The sequence below is a fragment of the Sphingomonas sp. Marseille-Q8236 genome, assembly GCF_965112005.1.
The window spans coordinates 180918-198059 of record NZ_CBCOPO010000002.1; the positions used below are offsets into that span (position 1 = coordinate 180918).

The 17142-nt window shown below is 64.7% G+C and carries 11 protein-coding genes; 9 read left to right on the forward strand and 2 right to left on the reverse strand.

Translation table 11 applies throughout. From position 1 onward, the window contains the following. Positions 1–72 precede the first annotated feature (72 nt). From ACWPWT_RS13235 to ACWPWT_RS13255, 5 genes are all read left to right on the forward strand, one after another. Positions 73–1035, forward strand: a complete 963-nt coding sequence (locus tag ACWPWT_RS13235) for an ROK family protein (protein ID WP_454280061.1) — start codon at positions 73–75, stop codon at positions 1033–1035. Then, entirely contained in the window at positions 1028–2404 is a 1377-nt protein-coding gene (locus ACWPWT_RS13240) for a sugar porter family MFS transporter (protein WP_454280062.1), read from the forward strand. Before ACWPWT_RS13235 ends, ACWPWT_RS13240 begins: the two co-directional genes overlap by 8 nt. After that, positions 2401–3900: a glycoside hydrolase family 32 protein gene (locus tag ACWPWT_RS13245; protein ID WP_454280063.1), complete on the forward strand. Its 1500-nt coding sequence runs from the start codon at positions 2401–2403 to the stop codon at positions 3898–3900. Before ACWPWT_RS13240 ends, ACWPWT_RS13245 begins: the two co-directional genes overlap by 4 nt. A 106-nt stretch (positions 3901–4006) precedes the next feature. Beyond that, positions 4007–6811, forward strand: coding sequence for a TonB-dependent receptor (locus tag ACWPWT_RS13250; RefSeq protein WP_454280064.1), 2805 nt, complete (start codon positions 4007–4009; stop codon positions 6809–6811). Between the two features lie 126 nt (positions 6812–6937). After that, positions 6938–8566, forward strand: a complete 1629-nt coding sequence (locus ACWPWT_RS13255) for a GH32 C-terminal domain-containing protein (protein WP_454280065.1) — start codon at positions 6938–6940, stop codon at positions 8564–8566. 32 nt (positions 8567–8598) lie between these two features. On the opposite strand, the gene ACWPWT_RS13260 is transcribed toward ACWPWT_RS13255, so the two are convergent. Continuing rightward, on the reverse strand, positions 8599–8898 hold the full coding sequence (locus ACWPWT_RS13260) for a putative quinol monooxygenase (RefSeq protein WP_454280066.1): 300 nt from the start codon (positions 8896–8898) through the stop codon (positions 8599–8601). Positions 8899–9414: 516 nt separating this feature from the next. Between ACWPWT_RS13260 and ACWPWT_RS13265 the strand changes: the two genes are divergently transcribed. Both ACWPWT_RS13265 and ACWPWT_RS13270 read left to right on the forward strand, forming a co-directional pair. Then, complete coding sequence (locus ACWPWT_RS13265; protein ID WP_454280067.1) at positions 9415–11259, forward strand: methyl-accepting chemotaxis protein; 1845 nt, start codon at positions 9415–9417, stop codon at positions 11257–11259. 360 nt (positions 11260–11619) lie between these two features. Then, entirely contained in the window at positions 11620–13722 is a 2103-nt protein-coding gene (locus tag ACWPWT_RS13270) for a TonB-dependent siderophore receptor (RefSeq protein WP_454280068.1), read from the forward strand. 321 nt (positions 13723–14043) lie between these two features. Here the strand turns inward: ACWPWT_RS13270 and ACWPWT_RS13275 are convergent, their stop codons facing one another. After that, positions 14044–15138: a Gfo/Idh/MocA family protein gene (locus ACWPWT_RS13275; RefSeq protein WP_454280069.1), complete on the reverse strand. Its 1095-nt coding sequence runs from the start codon at positions 15136–15138 to the stop codon at positions 14044–14046. A 31-nt stretch (positions 15139–15169) separates the two neighbouring features. Between ACWPWT_RS13275 and ACWPWT_RS13280 the strand changes: the two genes are divergently transcribed. Both ACWPWT_RS13280 and ACWPWT_RS13285 read left to right on the forward strand, forming a co-directional pair. After that, positions 15170–16063 (forward strand): aldo/keto reductase, encoded by an 894-nt coding sequence (locus ACWPWT_RS13280; RefSeq protein ID WP_454280070.1) that lies wholly within the window; start codon positions 15170–15172, stop codon positions 16061–16063. Then, a complete protein-coding gene (locus tag ACWPWT_RS13285; protein WP_454280071.1) occupies positions 16060–17130 on the forward strand; it encodes an LLM class flavin-dependent oxidoreductase in 1071 nt (356 codons plus the stop codon). The genes ACWPWT_RS13280 and ACWPWT_RS13285 overlap by 4 nt, the downstream gene beginning before the upstream one ends. Positions 17131–17142: the final 12 nt, after the last annotated feature.

Genomic DNA, 17142 nt, shown 5'->3' on the forward strand with positions numbered 1-17142 from the left:
GGTAAGCGGCGTTGATGGGAGATGGATGATGGGAATGGCTTTGCCTGTTTCCGCGGCCGTAGATTGCGCCGCATGAGCGAGCCACTGCTTTTGGGCGGTATCGAGGCCGGGGGCACCAAGTTCCTGTGCGCGGTCGCCGACCGCGACGGATCGACGCTGACGGAAACCCGGATCGCAACGACCACGCCCGCCGAAACGCTCGGTGCCGCGAGTGCCTTTTTCCACGAAGCGCAGCGTGTTCATGGTCGCCTGTCGGCCCTGTCGATCGGCAGTTTCGGGCCGCTATCGCTCAATCCGCTCGCCCCCGATCATGGCTGCATCACCTCGACGCCCAAGCCGCATTGGGAGAATGTCGATCTGCTCGGTCATTTCCGCCAGAGCATCGACGTGCCGATGACGCTCGACACCGACGTGAATTGCGCGGCGGTCGGGGAAAGACTGTTCGGTAGCGGGCAGGGGCTCGACAGCTTCGCCTATGTCACGGTCGGGACCGGTATCGGCGTGGGCCTGCTGATCGGCGGGGTGCCGCATGGCGGCGCGAACCACCCGGAGGCGGGGCATATCCAGGTACCGCGCGCGGCGGGGGATCAGGACTTTGCCGGTATCTGCCCATTCCATGGCGATTGCCTGGAGGGATTGGCGTGCGGTCCGGCGATGCGCGCCCGCTGGGGCATTCCCGCCGAACAGCTTCCCGCCGATCACCCTGCTTGGACGATCGAGGCCGACTATATCGCGGCCCTGTGCGCGACGCTGACCTATGTCGTCCGTCCCGACCGGATCATCCTGGGCGGCGGCGTGATGCAGCCGGCCATGTATCCGCGGGTGCGCCAGGCGCTGGTGGCGAAGCTCTCCGGATATGACGCCAGCATGCGGGCGATCGACATGGACGATTATATCGCCGCACCGATGGCGGGGGCTTCGGCGGGGCTGACCGGCGCACTGGCGCTCGCCTATCGCACCGTCACCCGCCAATGGCCGATGCATTGGCGCACGGCCGAAGCCTTTCAAACACACAAGGAGACGGTCGATGCATAGCATCACCACGCCGGCAGGGCGGCAGGACGGGGACGATGCACGGGCGACGGTCGCCATCATATTGAGCGCGGCCGGGGCGGCGCTGGGCGGATTGCTGTTCGGCTTCGATACCGCCGTCATCTCGGGCGCGACGCAGGCCTTGCAAACGCGCTTCGCGCTGACCGATGCATCGCTGGGCTTCACCGTCGCGTCCGCCCTGATCGGCACCGTCATCGGATCGCTGGTCGCAGGCGCGCCCGCCGACCGCCATGGGCGCAAGGCGATCATGCTGTCGGTCGCGATCGCCTATGTCATCTCGTCGCTGGGCACGGGTCTTGCGCAAAGCTGGCCGATGCTGATCGCGTTCCGCTTTCTGGGCGGCCTTGCGATCGGTGCGGCGTCGGTGGTGACGCCGATCTATATCGCCGAAGTGTCGCCTGCGCGTTTTCGCGGACGGCTGGTCGCGATGAACCAGCTCAACATCGTGCTCGGCATCCTGATTGCGTTCCTGAGCAACTATCTGATCGCGCAGGCGCTGCCGCCCGAACAGGCTTGGCGATGGATGTTCGGAATCGTCGCGGTGCCCTCCGCCCTGTTCCTGGCGGTGACCTTCGTCCTGCCCGAAAGTCCGCGCTGGCTGGCGATTCACAACGATCGCGCCAAGGCGGCGGCGGTGATGACCCGGCTGGGCTTTCTCGATCCGCAGGCCGAACTGGTGAAGATCGAGGCCGCCGAGCGCCGCGATGCGGGGCAGGGCGATGCCCGGCTGTTCCAGAGCGCGTACAGCTTCCCGGTCGCCTGCGCCATCGCCATCGCGATGTTCAACCAGCTCTCGGGCATCAACGCGCTGCTCTATTATGCGCCGCGCATCTTCGAACTGGCGGGGGCGGGGGCCGACAGCGCACTGCTCCAGTCGATCGCGGTCGGGGGGACCAACCTGCTCTTCACCGTTGCGGCCCTGTTCTTCATCGATCGGTTCGGGCGCAAGCCGCTGCTGATCGTCGGGTCGATCGTGTGCGCCGCTGCGCTGCTGCTGGTCGGTTGGCAGCTCGAACGCAGCGTTCCGAACGGTACGCTGATCCTGGGCGGCCTGCTCGCCTTCATCGCCGCCTTCGCGATCAGCCAGGGGGCGGTGATCTGGGTCTTCATCTCCGAAGTCTTCCCCAGCGCGGTGCGCGGCAAGGGACAGGCGCTGGGGTCCACCACCCATTGGGTCGCGGCGGCGGCGATCACCTGGCTTTTCCCGATCGTGGCGAGCGCGGTCGGCGGCTGGGTCTTCGCATTCTTCGGCGCGATGATGCTGCTTCAGCTGCTCTGGACGCTGCGCGTGATGCCGGAGACCAACGGCGTCGCACTCGAAGACATGAACCTGAAGGGGCAGGCGGCATGAAGACCATCGCCATGCTCGCCATGACCGGGATCGCGCTGGCCTCCGCCGCGTCGGCGCAACGTCCCGATCCGCGCCCGACCTATCACTTCGCGCCGCAGCGCAACTGGATGAACGATCCCAACGGGCTCGTCTATTATGACGGCGAGTATCACCTATTCTTCCAGTATAATCCACATGGCGATCGCTGGGGCCATATGAGTTGGGGCCATGCGGTCAGCCGCGATCTGGTCCATTGGCAGGAACTGCCGATCGCCATCCCCGAGACCGCCGATGTCATGGCTTTTTCGGGCAGCGCGGTGGTCGACTGGAACAACACGACCGGCTTCGGCCGGGACGGCAAGCCGCCGCTGGTCGCCATCTATACCGGGCATAATCCCCAGGCGAAGCTGCAATCGCAATATGTCGCCTATAGCAATGATCGCGGCCGGACGTGGACGGTGCATGGCGAAGTGCTGAGCGTCGGCTCGCCCGAGTTCCGCGATCCCAAGGTGTTCTGGCACGCCCCCACGAAGCGTTGGGTGATGGTGGCGGTGATGGCGCTGGAGAATCGCGCGGTCCTGTTCACCTCGCCCGACCTCAAGCAATGGACCTTTGCCAGCAGCTTCGGGCCCGTCGGCGGGCGGGGCAAGAACTGGGAATGCCCTGATCTGTTCGAACTACCGGTCGAAGGCGGCGCGCCGGGCGAGAAGCGCTGGGTGCTGGGCATCAATCTCGGCGACAATGCGGTCGGCGGCGGTTCGGGCGGGCAGTATTTCGTCGGCGATTTCGACGGCACGCGCTTCACCCCGGTGCCGGGCTGGCCCGGCGAGGCGCAGTGGATGGACTATGGCGCGGACTTTTACGCCGCCGTGTCGTGGAACGACCTGCCCAAGGATGACCCGCGCCGCATCTGGATCGGCTGGGCGAATGACTGGCGCTATGCCGAGGCCATACCGACCTGGCCCGCCCGCGGACTGATGACCGTCCCGCGCGAGGTGACGCTGAAGAAGACGCCCGCCGGTTATCGCATCGCCCAGGCGCCGGTGCGCGAGGTGGCGAGCCTGCGCGGGGAACGACGGGATTTCGCCGCCACGCTCGGCGAAACGCCGGTCGATCTGCCGATCGCGGGCGGCTCGGCCGACCTGACGCTCGATCTCGACACCGGTACGGCCGAGCAGGTGACGATCGCCCTGACCGACGAACAGGGTTACCAGACGCTGATCGGCGTCAACCCGACCGTCGACGAGGTGTTCGTCGACCGCACCCGCTCGGGCCCGCATTTCCATGACGGTTTCGCCACCCGCCATATCGCGCCGGTCGATCTGAAGGGAAAGCGGGTGCGGCTGCGCGTGCTGGCCGACCAGTCGATCCTGGAGGTGTTCGTCGGGGACGGCACGCGTACCATCACCGATCGCTTCTTTCGCGGTGGCGGCCCGCTTCGCTGGAGCGCGAGCGCAAGGGGCGGATCGGCCCGACTGACGATGCAGGCATGGCCGATGACCGGGGGCTCGCGCTGATATGTCCGACTTCGTCATGACGGTGGAAGCGGCCGCGCCGGGCTGACGCCCACCCCGTCGACCCTTTAAAATTCTGAAAAAACATAACGGAAATCTGGGAGGATTTATGCCGAAGACCTTGCTCGCCCTGCTGACATCGAGTGCGCTGGTGCCGCTCGCCGCCATTCCCGCCGCCGCGCAGCAGACGACCGCCCAGGCGGAGGCCGATGCCGCGCCCGAAAACGACGCCAGCGCCGATATCGTCGTCACCGGCTACCGCGCCGCACTGGGATCCGCGCAGGAGATCAAGCGCAACTCCGCATCGATCGTCGATGCGATCGTGTCGAACGACATCGGCAAGCTGCCCGACAACAATGCCGCCGAAGCAATTGCACGCGTCACCGGCGTCACCGTGCAGCGCTATAATGACGAAGCCGGGGTGATCCTGGTGCGCGGCCTGCCCGATGTCGCAACCACCTTCAACGGCCGCGAATTCTTCTCGGCCGAGGACCGGGTGCTGCACCTTCAGGATTTTCCGGCGGGCGTCGCGGCGGGGATCGAGGTCTATAAGTCGGGCACGTCCGACCTGATCGAACCGGGGCTTGCGGGCCTCGTCAATCTGCGGTCGCGCCGTCCGTTCGACGTCAAGGATACCGAGATCGCGGGCGAATTGCGCGCGTCCTATAATGATCAGGCACGGGCGTTCGATCCGGCGGGCAATCTGCTGCTGACCAAGCGCTGGGATACGCCAATCGGGGAGGTCGGCGCGCTGATCAATGTCAGCTATGTCCGCACCACCTATCGCAACGCCGATCGCTATGCCGATTCCGCGATCATCTCGCCGCGCGGCTTCGGGGCGAACGACGCCGCCGATGACCTGACCGTGACCACGCCGGGCGTGGGCATGGATTTCCGCTTTCCCGCCAATGCGGGCAATTTCTATGAAAAGGGCGTGCGCCACCGCCCGGCTGTCAACGGCACGATCCAATGGCGACCGACCCCCAATCTCGAAGTCTTCGCCGAGGGGCTGTGGCAGGCCTATCGCGGCGAGGTTCTGCGCGATGCGTTCAACGTCAATTTCGAACGCCGCGATGCAAACGGCGTCGCCCCGACGCTGAGCAATGTCGTGCTGGTGCCGGGCGAGCCGGACAAGGCGGCCAGCTTCACCAAGACCGGCGGCTATGTCCCCGAATTTTATCGTTCGACCCAAAATGACCGTACCGATACGTGGCAGGCGGCGGCGGGTTTCAAATGGACCACCGGCCGCGCGACGCTGTCGGGCGACTTCGCCTATACCAACAGCAAATATCAGGCGTCGGAATATAGCCTCGACGCCCAGCTCGCCAGCGCGCCCACCATCAATGTCGATTGGGATGTGCGCGGATCGGCGGTGTTCGATCTGGGCGGCTATGCCATCGACAATCCGGCCAATAGTCGCTGGCGGGGCTATTATCAGCGCGACTTCGTGACCAAGGGCGATGGCGTCCAGGGTCGCATCGACCTGGATCTGGAAACCGACTGGGGTTGGCTGCCGCGGCTGCAATTCGGTTTCCGCGCCAGCGATCGCAACGCCTATTCGCAGAATAACAATCGCTATGCCTATACCGCCGGGCTAAACATCCCGCTCGACAGCTTGCCGACGGGGGCGCTCGGGCTGATCACCGACGGGTTTCGTGACGATCCGCAACGCTTCAAGAACTGGCTCGCCCCCAGTCGCGATGCGATCCGCGACAATGGCGAGGCCCTGCGCCTGCTGGCGCTGCAATCGGTCCAGCGCGCGACCCTATTGTTCCCGTCGGACAATGGCATTCGCGAAGCGGTGACCAAGTTCGCGACCGCCGAAATTCCGTTCGATCCGCTGGGCGGCTTCACCGCCAGCGAGGCAAGCTATGCGGCCTATGGCCAGGGGAAGTTCGATTTCGACTTGGGCGGGGTGCGGATCGACGGCACGGTCGGCGCGCGCATCGTCAACACCGACGGCACCTATCGCGGGTTCAGCCGGGTGCAGGCTGCCGACGGCACGGTCGGCATCGTCCCCAGCGTCACGCGCCAGAATTATGTCGATGTGCTGCCCTCCGCGATCGCGCGGATCCGCTTCTCGAACGAATGGCAGATACGGCTGGGCTATACCCAGACGCGGACCCGGCCGGGCTTCGGGCAGCTCAATCCGTCGATCAACATCACCCGTAACAGCCCCGGTCCCGACGGCACGCCGCCGGTGTTCGACGCCAGCGGTTCGGGCGGCAACCCCGATCTGCGGCCGCTGACGTCGAAGAATTACGATGCCTCGCTCGAATGGTATTTCTCGAAGAACGGATCGGCGTCGGTCGCCGCCTTCTATCGCGACCTCAACGGCTTCATCGGCTATTATACCCAGGTCGTGAACGATCCCATCTATGGCCGCGTCCAGCTCAACCGGCCGGAAAATGCCGGCGACGGGCGGATCAAGGGGATCGAGGCGTCGCTCCAGACCTTTTTCGACTTCCTGCCCGGTGCGCTGTCGGGCTTCGGCGTCCAGGGCAATGTCACCTATCTCGATGGCACCAATCAGTTGCCGCAGGTGCTGGGCGAGGGTGATCGCCAGGTGGAGATTACCGGCCTGTCGAAATGGGCGTATAACCTGACCGGCTTCTACGAAAAGAACGGGATTTCGGCCCGCCTGTCGTATAATTGGCGCTCGCGCTCAACCAGCAGCTACAACCGCAACATCAACGAAGAACAATATGCGGGTGAGCTGGTGCGGCCGATCTCCCGGCTCGATTTCTCGGCCAGCTATGATGCGTTCCGCAATATCTCGCTCGTTGCGAACGTCAGCAATATTTTGGCGCAGCCGTTCAAGAATTATCGCTTCTACAACGAAACGCAGTTCTTCGGCCGCGATCTGCGGGTGGAGGGGCGCTATTTCAGCCTGGGCGTCCGCTTCAAGATGTAATCCGGGCGGCGGACGTGCCTCGCCGCGTCCGCCGGGCCGTCCCGATGCGAATATCGTGCGATCGCTCGAAGAAGCGATGCGCGGAGGATGACGTGCGGCGGCTCGTCGCACGCGGAGAGGAAGCAGATGGCATCGATATTTTCGCGTCGTCAGACGCTCGGCTTCATCACGACGCTGCCCATGCTGTCCGCCTGTCGCGGATCGGGCGACGGGGGAGGGGGCAGCGCCTCGGCCGCCGGACTCGCCCCGGTCCCGACGCCGACCCCCAGCCCGACCCAAAGTCCCGCCCCGGCGGCGGTCGGCGGCCGTCCGCGTTATCATATCGCCGCGCCCGATGGTGGTTGGATCAACGATCCGCAGCGCCCGGTGCGGATCGGCGATAGCTGGACGATGTGGGCGCTCTACAATCCCACATGGCCGAATGGCGGCACCGAATGGCGCCGCTGGACCTCGACCGATCTCGTCACCTGGACCGATCGCGGCGTGTCGATCCCGCGTCGGACGACCGCGTTCGGCGATGTGTGGAGCGGCAGCGCGGTGATCGACACCGACGACACCGCCGGTTTTGGGGCGGGGACGCTGATCGCGCTGGCGACCATGCCCGCCGACAATGCCGCCGGACAGAACCAGTCGACCGCGCTGTGGTATTCGCGCGACGGCGGCGCGACCTTTGCCTTTCACGCGATCGTCCACCCCAATTTTCCGGGCAACAAGCCGTTCCGCGACCCCACCGTCTTCTGGCACGCCCCGACCGCGCGCTGGGTGACGACTTTGTCCGAAGAGGGGAAGATCGGTTTCTACACCTCGCCCGACCTGAAGCAGTGGAGCTATGCCAGTGGCTTCCTGTCCGACCTCGTCGGCGGGGTGATGGAGTGTTCGCATCTCTTTCCCATGCATCTCTACGAAGCCGATGGAACGAGCGCGACCGACAAATGGGTGCTGCTGGTCGGCGGCGACGGGACGGCGAGCGGCTTTACCGGCGGTACCTATTACTGGGTCGGTACGTTCGACGGCATCGCTTTCACCGCCGACAGCACGACCGGCCAGTGGCTGGACGGCGGGGCCGATTATTATGCCGCCGTGGTGTGGCGCGATCCGCGAGCGCCCGATCCGCTTGCCTCCGCCTGGACGATCGGTTGGATGAGCAACTGGGCCTATGCGAACACCCTGCCGGCGCCGCACGGGTATCGCGGGCAGTTGAGCATCGTCCGACAACTCCGCCTGGAACGGATGGGCGGCACCCCGCGCCTGCGAATGGCACCGATCGCGGCGCAGAATGCGGTGTTCGCCCGTACGGTGAATGGGGCGGACCAGACGATCACGGAGGGGACGGATTACGTCTGGCCTGTCGATGCCGAGGTCATTGCGGGGCGTATCGACCTGACGTTGAGCCGGACGGCGGCCGAATGGCCCGGCGGCGCATGGCTGTCGGTTCGCGGTGGCGACGGATATTTCACGCAAGTCGGCTTCGAATTGCGGGATAACCGCGTGTTCGTGAAGCGCGATACCAGCGGCCCCAATCCGCCCGACAATGCGGCCTGGCGCCAGAACCGCTATATCGCCTGCGACTTCACCGCGGGTATCGCAAAGGTCAGCGTGTTCCTCGATGCCGGGTCGATCGAAATATTCGTAAACGACGGTCAAGCCGTCCTGTCCGAGCTGATCAACGCCCCGCTGACGGCCGGTCGCGTTCACCTGAACGCCGCCGGTGCCGGTGTCCGTGTCTCCGGTGTCAGGATATGGTCGACGACCTAGCCGTGCTCTGCGGCTGTCCCTGATGGGAGTCCTCAGCCGAGCCGTCGGAGCCGTTCGACTGCGGGCGGCTCGGCGAGCAACGCGTCGAAGCGCGCGGCGAGGCGGGTGAGGGCAGGCGCGCGCCCATGGGCATCGAGCGCGGCTTGGTCTGCCCAGGCCTCCACCATCACGATCACGCCCGGCGTGTCGCGGCTCTCATGCGCGTCATAGAGAAGGCAACCCGGCTCTGCCCGCACTTCGTCGAGCATCTCGAGTAACGCGCCGGCCAATTCCTCGGCTTTGTCGGGGCGTGGCACGAGGCGGGCGATGACGTGGACGATTCGGTCAGTCATGCGAGGTCTTCCATCCTTCCAGAACGATCTTGCCGCGCGTGGTGGCGCTTTCGATGCGGCGGTGTGCCTCCATCAGTGAGCGGGTGAATATCACCTCCCAATGGACCTACCATCTTTATGGCTCGCTCGCCTTTGCGCCGGGCGGCATCTGCCAATCCATGATCGGCCCTAATGGGCGCGATTGCGCTCGGCCGGCTTATAGACCGGCCCCAATGCCAGCGATCATCCTCGTTAGATGGAGTAAGATCCTGAGCCACATGACATGGCTGGTCCGCTCCGGCCCGCGCTGACCAATCCGGTAGTGACAACGCTCGATCGGGTCGCCGCAACCGGGGGACTTTGCCACTTGTGCAGGTCTGACGCTACACGGTCAGGCAGTGGCAATCTGGAGCATTGCTCCATGATAATGTCCTTATAACAAGGGTTTAATCCTGTATTTACGCTCCAGGCCTAGGTCGGTTTTGCAACGTCGTTGATGCGAGAAGGCGCACGGCGATGGTATCATCCGGGGGCCGTATGAAAAACCTGTCCTTACTGAACAAGCTGTTGCTGGCGTTCGGCTGCTGCATGCTGATCGTGCTGGGTCTGAGCGGCGTCGCCGTGTCCAAGCTGTCGACAATGAATGACAGCGTAAGCGCATTCGCAGACAATCGCTTGCCCAAGGCGATCGCACTGGGGCAACTCGAAGGGAAGTTCGCCGCCTATCGAACCTCGATGTATCGCCATATCGCGGCGGGGGCGGATCAGATGCAGGGGGCCGACGACGCCGTAAAGCAAGCGCGTCATAGCACCGAAGCGGCGCAACGACGCCTCGCTCAACTCGTAACGGCACCCGAAGCCAAAGCGGCCGTAGCGCGGATCACAGACATCCTCCCGGAAATCACTCGGCGTGATGAAGCAGCGTTGGCATTGTCCCGCCAAGGCGATGATGTCGCCGCTTTAAGCGCGTTGCTTAGCGTGCGCGGCGAGAGCAACAAACTCGCCCAGGAAGTAGAGCGGCTCCGGTCCATCTTCGAACGGCAAGACGCTGAGGCCAAGGGGGCTGCCGCCGCGAATTACGCCAGTTCCAAGCTGATGATCGCCGCTGCGGTCCTTGCCGCCTTTTGCGTCATCTTGGCGACCCTGTTCGCGATGGTGAAGCTTGTGTCGCGGCCGCTGCACGATCTGAACGCTGCCATCGGCGATATGGCCGGAGGGAGGTTGGACATCGTGCTGGACCAGAAGGATCGCCGGGACGAGGTCGGCATGCTGGCCCGCGCGGTGACTTCCCTGCGCGACCAATTGATCGCCGCCGAGCGTGCGAAGCAGCAACAGGCCACGCTGATCGTCGAAAGCGTCGGCACTGGCCTGTCCGCGCTTGCGCAAGGTGATCTTCGGTCCCGCATCACCGCCGACCTGGCAGAGCCGTTCGCCAAGCTGAAGGAAGATTTCAATGCCGCCATGGCGTCGGTGTCGGCGACGCTGTCGGCAGTGAACATCAGCGCGGGCGAAATCACCAATGGCGCGGGCGATATCCGGCAGGCGTCCGACGACCTGTCACGACGCACCGAACAGCAGGCAGCGAGCCTTGAGGAGACGGCTGCCGCAATGCATGAAATCACGATGACCGTGCAAAAGACGGCGGCCAACGCCGTGCGTGCAAATGGCGTGGTTGAGGACGCACGCATCGATGCTGTGCAATCGGCGGATGTGGTCGATCGCGCCGTCGCCGCGATGACCGGTATCGAACGATCATCGAACGAGATCAGTGACATCATCGCCGTCATCGATGGCATCGCCTTTCAAACGAACCTGCTGGCGCTGAACGCCGGAGTCGAAGCCGCACGGGCAGGCGATGCGGGCAAGGGTTTCGCCGTCGTCGCCAGCGAAGTCCGCGCGCTTGCGCAGCGTTCGGCGGAGGCGGCAAAGGACGTCAAGAACAAGATCACCGCATCGACGGAACAGGTTGAGGTCGGCGTGACGCTGGTCGGGGAAACCGGGGCGGCGTTGACCCGGATTACGGGGCGTATCGGCGAGATCAGCACCCTGGTATCCGAAATCGCTTCGGCGGCCGAGCGACAGTCCATCGGCTTGCAGCAGGTGAATATTGCCGTTTCCGAGATGGACGGCGTCACACAGCAGAACGCCGCGATGGTTGAAGAGGCTACTGCCGCCGCACGAAGCTTGGCCGACCAGACCGCGAACATGGCTCGACAGGTCGGTCGCTTCCGACTGACGAACGAAGACGGAATGAAGCGTATGGCATCGGTGCACGAGCTGCAGGACCTTGTGGCGAAGGCCGGTGCGCGGGTCGCGGCGGGCGCACGCGTTCGTACTGCCCCGGCAATTGCCGTGGCGCAGGACGACTGGTCGAGCTTTTAAGAAGCCCCGAAACTCCTCGGCGTGCCGATCTGCCCGATCGTGCTTGTCGGCACATGAGCCAATGGCTGACGTTTCGTCAAAGCACGGATCAATGATCTACTGCGGGCCCCCTCTCGTCCTGCACGCATATACTGACCGTGGACGCGCCACGGATCGTGCGGGATGCTGTCCGTGACCGGTTATGCTTTCTCCGAGGCGATCGGCCAGCCGGTCGACACCGTCATCCTGGCTCGGTTCCAGACCAAATATGCGTCGGCGTGAGGGCGGTTGGCGGAGACCGATACCACTATTGCCAATTTGCTCTTGCGAGTCACTGTCAATAGCACTAGTGCGCCCCTTGTTTATAAGGGGGACGGTTTCATGAAGCTCATCATCACGGCCGGCGTCGCGCTGGCAGCGCTTTGCAGTACGTCGGCGGTGGCGGCCGAGCCCGAGGATTCCGATCGCCGCACCCCGGCCGAGGTAGCGGCGGACAAGGAACGTGAGATTTTGGTCGAAGGGCGCCGCGATCAGGCGATTGCCGGAACGAAGACCGAAACACCGCTGATCCAGGTGCCACAGCCGATTACGGCTATTCCTGACGATGTCTATCTGGCGCAGGGTGCTATCAACATCGCTGATACCGTCCGCTATGCCGCTGGTGTCAATTCCGACGCTTATGGCCGCGACACTCGGGTCGACAGCTTTACCATTCGCGGTGTCGATGCTCTGCAGTTCCGCGATGGCATGCGCGACATCTTCAGCTATTATGCCAGCATCACGTCCGACCCCTATAATTTCTCACGGGTGGAGGTGGTGCGTGGCCCCGCCTCGGTCCTTTTCGGGCAGGGCTCGATCGGCGGGATCGTCAACCTCGTGTCCAAAACGCCGCTGTTCACCAACAGCGCAGACCTGAACCTCGTCTATGGCAGCTATGACCGCAAGGAAGTGCTGGCCGATATCAATGGCGTAGTCAGCGATACGCTGGCGGCCCGGATCGTCACGCGGGTGCGCGATGCCGATACCTATGTCGATCATGTTCCGGACGACCGGGTCATGGTCGCGCCGTCCGTCACCTGGCGGCCGAGCTTGCAAACCGACGTGACGTTGCTGGGCCTCTATCAGAAGGACCAGACCGGCTCGACCGCGAACTTCCTGCCGATCATCGGCACGTTGCGCGACAATCCCGGCAACCCGCGCCTGCCGCGTTATCTTTTCATCGGCAAGCCCGGGTACGACCGGTATGATGGCAGGTTGCTCCAAGGATCCGGCATCATCACGCACCGCTTTACCAATGACCTGAAGTTGAGCCTGAAGGCGCGCTACATCGACAGCGACCTCGACTATTTCACCCATTATCCCGACAGCTACACCAACCCGACCGATCCTTATATATCGGGCAGCGCGGGACGACGCATCGGCCTGTATGCGGGTTCCTCGGTCGCGCGGCTCAACGTCTTTTCGACCGACAACAACGTCCAGTGGCGTTTCCAGACCGGCGCAGCGGTGGAGCACACGCTACTCGCAGGCGTCGACTATAGCTGGAACCGCGTTCGCAAGAGCGACAATTACGACTACCAAGTCATTGATCTCTACGACATCGACTATGCCTCGATCGTCGAGCCGCCGCTCCTCAAACCCTTCACGCGCGACACCCAAAAGCAGCTCGGCCTTTATGTGCAGGACCAGATCCGCTTATGGGACCGGGTCTCGGTCGTACTCGGCGCGCGACGTGATCGGGTGCGCACCGCCAGCCTGGACACCACGACCGGCGTGACCAGCCGTACCACGGATACGGCCACCACCTTCCGCGCCGGTATCATCGGGGAGGCAGGGGCAGGCCTGTCGCCCTTCTTCAGCTATACCGAAAGCTTCCAGCCGGTTGCCGGCCAGACGACGGCCGGCACCCCCTTTCGCCCGCAGACGGGCAGGCAGTTCGAAGCCGGCGTGAAGTGGCAGCCGGACCGGGCCACGCTCGTTACCGTGACGGGCTTCGATATCAAGGAACGGAACCGCCCCGTTCCCGATCCTACCAATCCGCTGGGTCAGATCCAGGCGGGGGAACTGACGACCCAGGGCTTCGAGTTGGAGGCCACCCGTACCCTGCCGGGCAATTACGATCTTTCGCTTGCCTATGGCTTTAATGACGTGGACGGCGATACGGGGGGGATTGGCTATCTGTCGCGTCACACCGCGTCCGCCTGGGGGACCAAAACGATCGAGGGCGACTGGGCGACCCTGAGATTGGGAGCGGGCGTGCGCTATCTGGGCCAACAGGTTTCGGGCAATAGCGCCTGGACGATCGTGACACCCGCACGCACGATGGTCGACGCGTTGGTCGAGCTGGAGCGTGACCGCTGGCGCATCCGCGTCAATGCCACCAACCTTCTCGACAATCGCGCCTATGCGTCCTGCCTCGCCCGCGGCGACTGTTTCGTGTCCGCACCGCGCAATGTGATGCTTTCGCTGGGCTATCAGCTATAGCCACTTACAGCGGTTCTGACGGCGGTCGGGTAAGTCGCCATCGTGACCATACGGGCCGCGCTTGGCCCACAGATGTCGAGGGCGTGAGGATGGGTAGAGACACGCGATACGGCGACCGCCATCGCGACGTGGTTTTTACGAAAGCGGAGCGATCTCTGCCCCTTCCGCGCCATTCTCCGTAATGATCCAGACCATCGCGGGCGGCAAAGTTCACGATGAACGAATGCCACAGGACAGGTAAAGGCGGGGAAGGGGTAAGCGACCTCTTCTAAGCGTCCAATGGTGTCACGGTAAGCGGCCAAGGACACCGGGGCCTCGACACTATACTATCTCCTCGACCTCACGCATCTCGACCACGCGGTGTTCGCGGGCGCTGATTTCCGCTGCGACACCCATCGCCACCGCCCGAAGACCGTCCTCGGCGGACACCTGGACGGGGCCGTCGCCGCGCACCGCGTCGGCAAAGGCGAGATGCTGGTAATAGGTCGCGCCCTCATGGCTGCCCGCCGCATGGGCCATCGGGTCGATCGCGATGCGGGTGCGCTCGACGCGCTTCTCTCCGCCGAAGCCGACGCGCGGGCTGTAGACAAGTTCGCCGGGTGGGATCAGGGCGTCGAGGCGAGCGATGTCGCCGGTCGCGCTCATTTCCTCCTGGTGCTCGGCCCCGTCCGCGAACATCGACAGGTCGAGCATGGCGCGCACGCCATTGGCGAAATCGATGGTGGTGAAGCTGTTGTCGATGATGTCGGGCGTGCGGCCGTCATAGCGTTCGTCGAGATGGTTCACGTCCATCGCGCCCGAGCAATAGACGCGCACCGGCTCCGCCTGGACGATCAGCCGCATCAGATCGAAGAAGTGGCAGCATTTCTCGACCATCGTGCCGCCGGTATTCGCCGCGAACCGGTTCCAGTCGCCGACCTTGGGCAGGAAGGGGAAGCGATGCTCGCGGATCGACAGCATCTGCAACCGGCCGACACGCCCGCGATGGATGGCATCGATAAAGGAGGCGGCGGGGGGCATGAAGCGATATTCCATGCCGGTCCAGAAGGGCCGGGCATGACCGGCGGCGCGCTCGACGATCCAGCGCGCGTCGGCGAGGGTGGTGGCAAGCGGCTTTTCGCACAGGATCGCCGCATCCATGCCGAACAGAGGCTCTAGGACTGTGCGGTGGGTGTGATTGGGTGAGGCCACCACGACCGCGTCGACACGAGCGTCGCGGGCAAAGGCCTCCACGCTGTCATAGGCGGTGACGCCCGCCGCTGCCGTCCCCAGCGCGTCGCGGGCCCAGTCGAGCGATTGCCGCACCGGGTCGGCGATTGCCACGATCTGTGCGCCCGGGACCAGCGTGATGTTGCGCAGATGCTCGACGCCCATCATGCCCGTTCCGACGATCCCGTACCGAATTGCGGCTACCATTGCCCGTGTCCCTATGCCATTCCGACGCCCGATGACGACCATCCGCCTTTCCCGCGAAGCACGGCCGCTCGGCAAGAGTGCAATCCTTGTGTCCCCAATAGCTTGGGGCATGTGGCGTTTTACCGGCGACGACGTCTCGGCGGCGCGTGCCCGCGTCGAGGCGGCGCTGGATGCCGGGATCAACCTTTTCGACACCGCTGATATCTACGGTGCCGACGATGGCGGGTTCGGATCTTCCGAGGCGCTGTTAGGACGGGTGCTTGCCGAGGCGCCCGAATTGCGTGAGCGGATGGTGATCGCGACCAAGGGCGGCATCTGGCCGGGCTTTCCCTATGATTCGAGTGCCACCTATCTGGCGGGAGCTCTCGACGTGTCGCTGGCGCGCATGGGCGTCGAGCGGGTCGAGCTGTACCAGATCCACCGCCGTGATTTCCTGAGCCATCCGCAGGAGGTCGCCGCCGCGCTGACCCGCATGGTCGAGACGGGCAAGGTCGCCGGGATCGGCGTGTCGAACCATAGCCCGGCCGAGGTCGATGCACTGGCGGCGTTCCTGGGACTGCCCATCCTGTCCACCCAGCCTGAATTCTCGCCGCTGCATCCTGCGCCGCTGTTCGACGGCACGTTGGACCAAGCGATGGCGCGCGACATGGCGGTGCTCGCCTGGTCGCCGCTGGCGGGTGGGCGGCTGGTCGCGGGGGATCATCCGGCGGGGGTGTTGCTGGCTGAGCATGGCCAGCGCTGGGGCGTCGATGCTGCTACGGCCGCTTTGGCCTGGGTCATGGCGCATCCGGCGCGGATCATCCCGATCATCGGATCGCAAAATCCCGACCGCATCCGTGCGGCGGCGGACGTGTACCGCGTCGAGTGGAGCCGCGCCGAATGGTATGCCGTGCTTCAGGCCGGAATGGGGGAGCGCTTGCCATGACCGATACGTTTGGCCCTTGCGAGATCAGCTGGTTCTCGGCGTTGTGTGACGACGATTACGAGTTTCTGGGCGTACCCGACCCGGCCTTGCGTTCGAGCTGGGAGCATTGTCGCGACATCGTGCTGCAGGCGGAAACCGCGGGTTATGACAATTGCCTGCTGCCATCGGGCTATGCGCTGGGCATCGACACCACCGCCTTTGCCGCCGGGATCGCCCCGCTGCTCCGGCGGATGCGGTTGTTGATGGCGGTGCGGATCGGCGAGAGCTGGCCACCGCAACTGGCGCGCCAGATCGCGACGATCGACCGGATGCTGGGTGGGCGGCTGACCGTCAACATCATCTCCAGCGACCTGCCCGGCGAAACGCTGGACAGCGCGCCTCGCTATGCCCGCACGGTCGAGGCGATGCACATCCTGCGTGCCCTGCTGGACGGCAAGCCGCTCAATCATGACGGCGAATTTTGGAAGCTGAAGCTCGATCCGCCGCGCGTGACGACCGTATCGGGGCGGTGCCCGCCCTTCTATTTTGGTGGCCTGTCGGAGGCTGCGCGCGAGGCGGCGGCCGAGGGTGCGGACGTCTATCTGATGTGGCCCGACACGATGGAGGGGGTGCGCGGCATCGTCGCCGACCTGCGCGCGCGGGCCGCGCGGCGCGGCCGGAGCTTGCGCTTCGGCTACCGCGTCCATGTCGTGGTTCGCGAAACCGAGGCGCAGGCGCGCGCCGCCGCCAACCGGCTGCTGTCCAAGCTGGACGACGCCACCGGCGCGGCGATCCGGTCGCGGTCGCTGGACTCGCAATCGGCGGGTGTCCGGCGACAGGCCGAACTGCGCGAGGGGAGCGACGACGGCTATGTCGAGGCGAACCTGTGGACCGGCATCGGTCGGGCGCGTTCGGGATGTGGCGCGGCGATCGTCGGCGATCCCGATCAGGTTCTCGCCAAGCTGCAGGCCTATTGCGAAGCGGGCATCGATGCGTTCATCCTCTCGGGTTATCCGCATGCGGCCGAGGCCGACCTGTTCGCGCGCCATGTCCTCCCACGGATCGATCATGCCCCGCTGACATTGTGAATGGCTTGGCGG